Origin of the sequence: Okeania sp. SIO2F4 (assembly GCF_010672385.1) — a bacterium.
GTDB lineage: Bacteria > Cyanobacteriota > Cyanobacteriia > Cyanobacteriales > Microcoleaceae > Trichodesmium.
Genome location: NZ_JAAHGT010000821.1, coordinates 1 through 4450, shown reverse-complemented (window position 1 = coordinate 4450; position 4450 = coordinate 1). Strand labels below are relative to the sequence as shown.

Sequence of the window (4450 nt, the reverse complement as noted above, 5' to 3'; positions counted from 1 at the left end):
TAAAAGCAGGTTTTCCCACAGTTAACTTGTTAATAACAGCCCTCCTGTCCGAGGAGATTTTGTTGTTAACCGAAGCAAAAATTGGCAAATTAGCCAGAATGAATTAAAAGCAAACTTAGAAAATAATAATCTAGTAATTATTGACACGAGGGAGTTAAGAGAATATGCAGGAAAAACACCTTATGGCGAACAACGTGGCGGTCATATTCCTGGGGCAGTTCATATCTATTTTAAAGATTGGTTAGATAATAATGGAATGTTATTATCGCGGGATAAAATTTTAGAAATGTTGGCAAAAAAAGGAATTACTAGAGATAAAAATTTTGTGACTTATTGTACAGGTGGGGTACGCTCTGCTTGGTCAAGTTCTGTATTAGTAGATTTAGGATTTCAGGTAAAAAATTATTCTGGTTCAATGTGGGAATGGTCAGCTAGTGATGCAGATATTTATCCTTTAAATAAATTCAATCATTGACTTGAAAAATGATAGACCTAGATAGTTATATATCTAAGTTGATAGAGTATTACTACACACCATATATTTGTAAATATATTCAACAATTAATAATTAATAATTAATAATTAATAATTACCTCTTCTGATAACGGATAAAATTGACTAAAAGGATTTTTTTTTCTTCTCAAGGGGAGATTGGATATGGCTAGGTTAGTAGTGCATCCCATTCTTAGGTCATGCTCCATTTTCCGACCGCTCTCTTGGTCGATTGGATGTGGTTAGGTAACCCATCCATCCCATCCGTTTGTCATGCTCCGCTTTCCGACCGCTTTTTCTCTTGAAATAGAAGGCTTTATACCTTAATTTTTCGGTAATATGATTTAAATTGTGAGATATTGGAGACTTTTAGGGAATAGAGAAAAGGGAACAGGGAGTAGAGAAGAAGAAAAAAAACCAATATAGCAATCCTATTTTAGTTATAATATTTTGGTGGTAGTTAGAAGTCATAACTCAGGTAGGAGAGCTGTCGGAGGCTTTCAGTTGAAATTAACTATTATAAAAGTTTCCACAACCTATTTGGGATTGCTATATATCTGAATATGATAACTGCTATATTCTATACTTTTAAGGAACACCTCAATTCTCACAACTGATTCCTGATTACTATAAAAACTATATAATTAATGTTTGAGACTTTCAAATTTCATTAGATAATAAAAATCCTGCCGATTATTCTTCGTTTATCTGATAACGAAAAGGCTCAAACTATTGAAACTTTGTTGGCTAGTTCAGCTTTTTTTTGTTAGAGATTGAATGTATCAGAAAATATAAAAAGGAGATAGGGAACAGGGAACATTTAACTGGGAACAGGGAATAGGGAATAGGGAATAGGGAATAGGAAATAAGGAGGAAGAAATCAACATAAATATTTGTCGCTTAAAAATCTAGGAATATATGTACTGAATACTTCTTGATCTACCAAATTTCAATCTCTTGAATTATTACCGCTTTTAGATTTTAGTCACAAGTGATGCTTTCTTAATACTTATTTGACAAACAGTCTCTTATTGTTTGTCAGAGATTAATGACAAAGTTGAAAATTTTTCAATAAAAAGCTGAGATTGATAATTAAAACTTTTAGGATGTTGATAAATGGGAGAAATTAAACATTAAGATGAAGTTAAAGTAGTTACTCTTAAAGCTATGGCACTCTCTAAGCAGGGAAAGGGAATAGGCGACAATTATTTTTCACAAAGAAATTCACCATAACTTTAGGAGCTTAATACCCATACCCCCTAATACCATTTCTCAAAAAATTTATCTATTTCAGAGCATAGGAGTAAGCTCGGAAGACAAATAAACATAAGAATAATTAACATTAAATCACTAATAATTAGTAAACAAGTAATTTGGCTTAAGTTAATTACTTAATAACTGAAGTCTTGCCTAAGAGTAGCATTAATGTATAGTAATTGGTATAACTGCAGACTAATTTAAATCTCTAGCTTGATTCCAGTTTGAAGATTTAGTTGCTCCACAACCCTCTTAATTTACAAACAGTCTCTAAGTCAAAGTGTAAGTATTCAACCAAACATGATATAAAACTAGAATAGAATTTCGTACAAATTATGGATGAACAACTTGACAACTTACTATTAATACCAAATCCACCACTTGAAGCACCGCTAGAAGTAATTAGCTTGGGGGGAGAAAATTTCCCGGAAATTTATGAGGATACTATAGGGATAGATAATTCTAACAACGATACAATTTTGATTCCCAATACAGAAATTTTCCCTTCCCAACTTCCCACAACAAACAATCCAACTCTAGAATTTTCTGACTTATTAGGAGGTAGTAACTTAGAAGAAGGAACAGGAATAACCATTGACAATCAAGGCAATATTTATATAACCGGCAATACCAACTCCATAGACTTTCCAATTACTCCAAATGCCGTACAAAATAGCTTCGGTGGAGGGAATGAATTTGGGAATGGTGATGCTTTTGTTGCTAAATATTCTCCTGATGGAACTCTAATTTATGCCACATATATAGGTGGAAGTGGTCAAGATTTTGGTACAGACATTGCTGTAGATATAACTGGAGATATTTACGTCACAGGTAATACTAATTCCGTTGACTTTCCGACAGTAAATGCTTTGCAAAATACTTACGGCGGTGGTGAATTTTCCGGGGATGCTTTTGTTGTTAAACTATCTAATGATGGTAGTAATATCCTTTATTCTACTTATTTAGGTGGGCAAGATAACGATTTTAGTAGTGCTATTGCTGTAGATAATAATGGGGATGTTTATCTAACAGGAAATACTGGTGCTACATTACGTTTTCCAATTCAACCTATTCCTGGAGTTGGTAATTTTCCGATTACTGAAAATGCGGTACAAAATACTCTAATTAGCGAATTTAACCGAGATGCTTTTGTCAGTAAAATATCTACTGATGGAAGTCAGTTAATTTACTCAACTTTATTGGGTGGAAATGACACAGAAATAAGTCAGGATATTACTCTTGATAATAGTGGGAATGCTTACATCACTGGTGAAACTCGTTCCATTGATTTTCCAACTATAAATGCAATACAAAATACTATAGGGGGAGACGCAGATGTATTTATTACTCAACTTAATAGTGATGGTACTGACCTAATTTTTTCTACTTATTATGGTGGGGTGGATGGAGATATTGGTAATAGTATTGCTGTAGATGATATTGGTAATATTTATCTAGCAGGAAATTCTGGTAGTCAAATTATCGGTGGCGATGCAGTAGTACCTCCAGTTGGTGAATTTCCCACTTTTAATGCTTTGCAAAATACTTTTGGTGGGGGTGAAAGTGATGGAATATTAATTAAGATTAATAGCGATCGCGACCTTGAATATGCTACTTACTTAGGTACAGAAAACTTCGACTCTATTGAGGGTATAGATATTGATGCTGGAGGAAATAGTTATATTATCAGCAACAACAATTTTGCCAATACTGTTGTGAGTAAAATATCTAATAATGGTCAAGCTATAGAATATTCTATTCCCTTCCGGATAAATGACAATATTGGCGTGTTTGGCAATGATATTGCAGTAGATGAAATTGGTAATGCTTATTTTGTAGGTTTCACTATCCCTACTTTTCCTCTAGAACCTTTTCTGGAAGTCAGTCAAGTTGGTAATGTAGATACAATAGAAGACGCTCTTGTTGCTAAACTCGCTGTCAATAATTCTTCTCCAGGTATTCCGACCTTTGTTCCTCCTCCCAATATTCCTGAGAGTTTCAACGAAAATATCTATTTAATAGAAAATCCTGGTGTAGCTACTGCTGTGGCAAACGGTTTATTTAGTAATGGGTTTGAGCATTGGTTAGAGTTTGGCTTTTTTGAAGGGCGATCGCCTCAGTTTGCTTTTGACGAGGAATTTTATTTGATAACTAACCCGGGAGTTGCCAATGCTGTAGCAAATGGAATTTTTATCAATGGCTTGGAACATTATATTAGGTTTGGTCAAGCAGAAGGCCGTTTAGCTATTGCTTAGTTTAATATGGGTAGAGTTAAAAATTTTGATCGTTGACCCTACCTAATCTGCTCTATTTCTAATATAGATCGATCTTAAAATGGATTCTATTAAGATGTTAACCCATCAGGACTTACGCAGGGGTACTATATATAGAGTGCAAAAACTGTAGCGCTATAGTTTTTAACACTACATACATGGTCTGGTGCGTAAGTCCTACCCATAATATTATGTCCCCCTAAATAGTTATACTTTAGGTGGAGATACTTTAGGTGGAAGGAAGGTATAGAACACTTATACTGAAGGGTTTCTTCCAATTGTGACTTAATTCTATACACAAAGGATGTTATCCGACATAATATAATCAAGTATAGTGCTACGCATTAAGGTTAGGACATTTCTAAATCCTAAAACCCTTTATTAGTCTACTATTCCCTATTCCCTATTCCCTATTCCCGATTCAAGTA

2 protein-coding genes are annotated in these 4450 nt (G+C 34.0%); both read left to right on the top strand.

The window, feature by feature from the left end; all coding sequences use genetic code 11:
• Window positions 1-88: 88 nt before the first annotated feature.
• Entirely contained in the window at window positions 89-475 is a 387-nt protein-coding gene (locus F6K22_RS33280) for a rhodanese-like domain-containing protein (protein WP_293108205.1), read from the top strand.
• Window positions 476-2084: 1609 nt separating this feature from the next.
• Window positions 2085-4004 carry an SBBP repeat-containing protein gene (locus tag F6K22_RS33275; RefSeq protein WP_293108203.1) on the top strand — a complete coding sequence of 640 codons (1920 nt, stop codon included), beginning with the start codon at window positions 2085-2087 and terminating at the stop codon, window positions 4002-4004.
• Window positions 4005-4450 lie beyond the last annotated feature (446 nt).

Excerpts from the sequence above, each read along its gene's own strand:
- F6K22_RS33275 (WP_293108203.1), top strand. The coding sequence starts at position 2,085 with ATGGATGAACAACTTGACAACTTACTATTAATACCAAATCCACCACTT.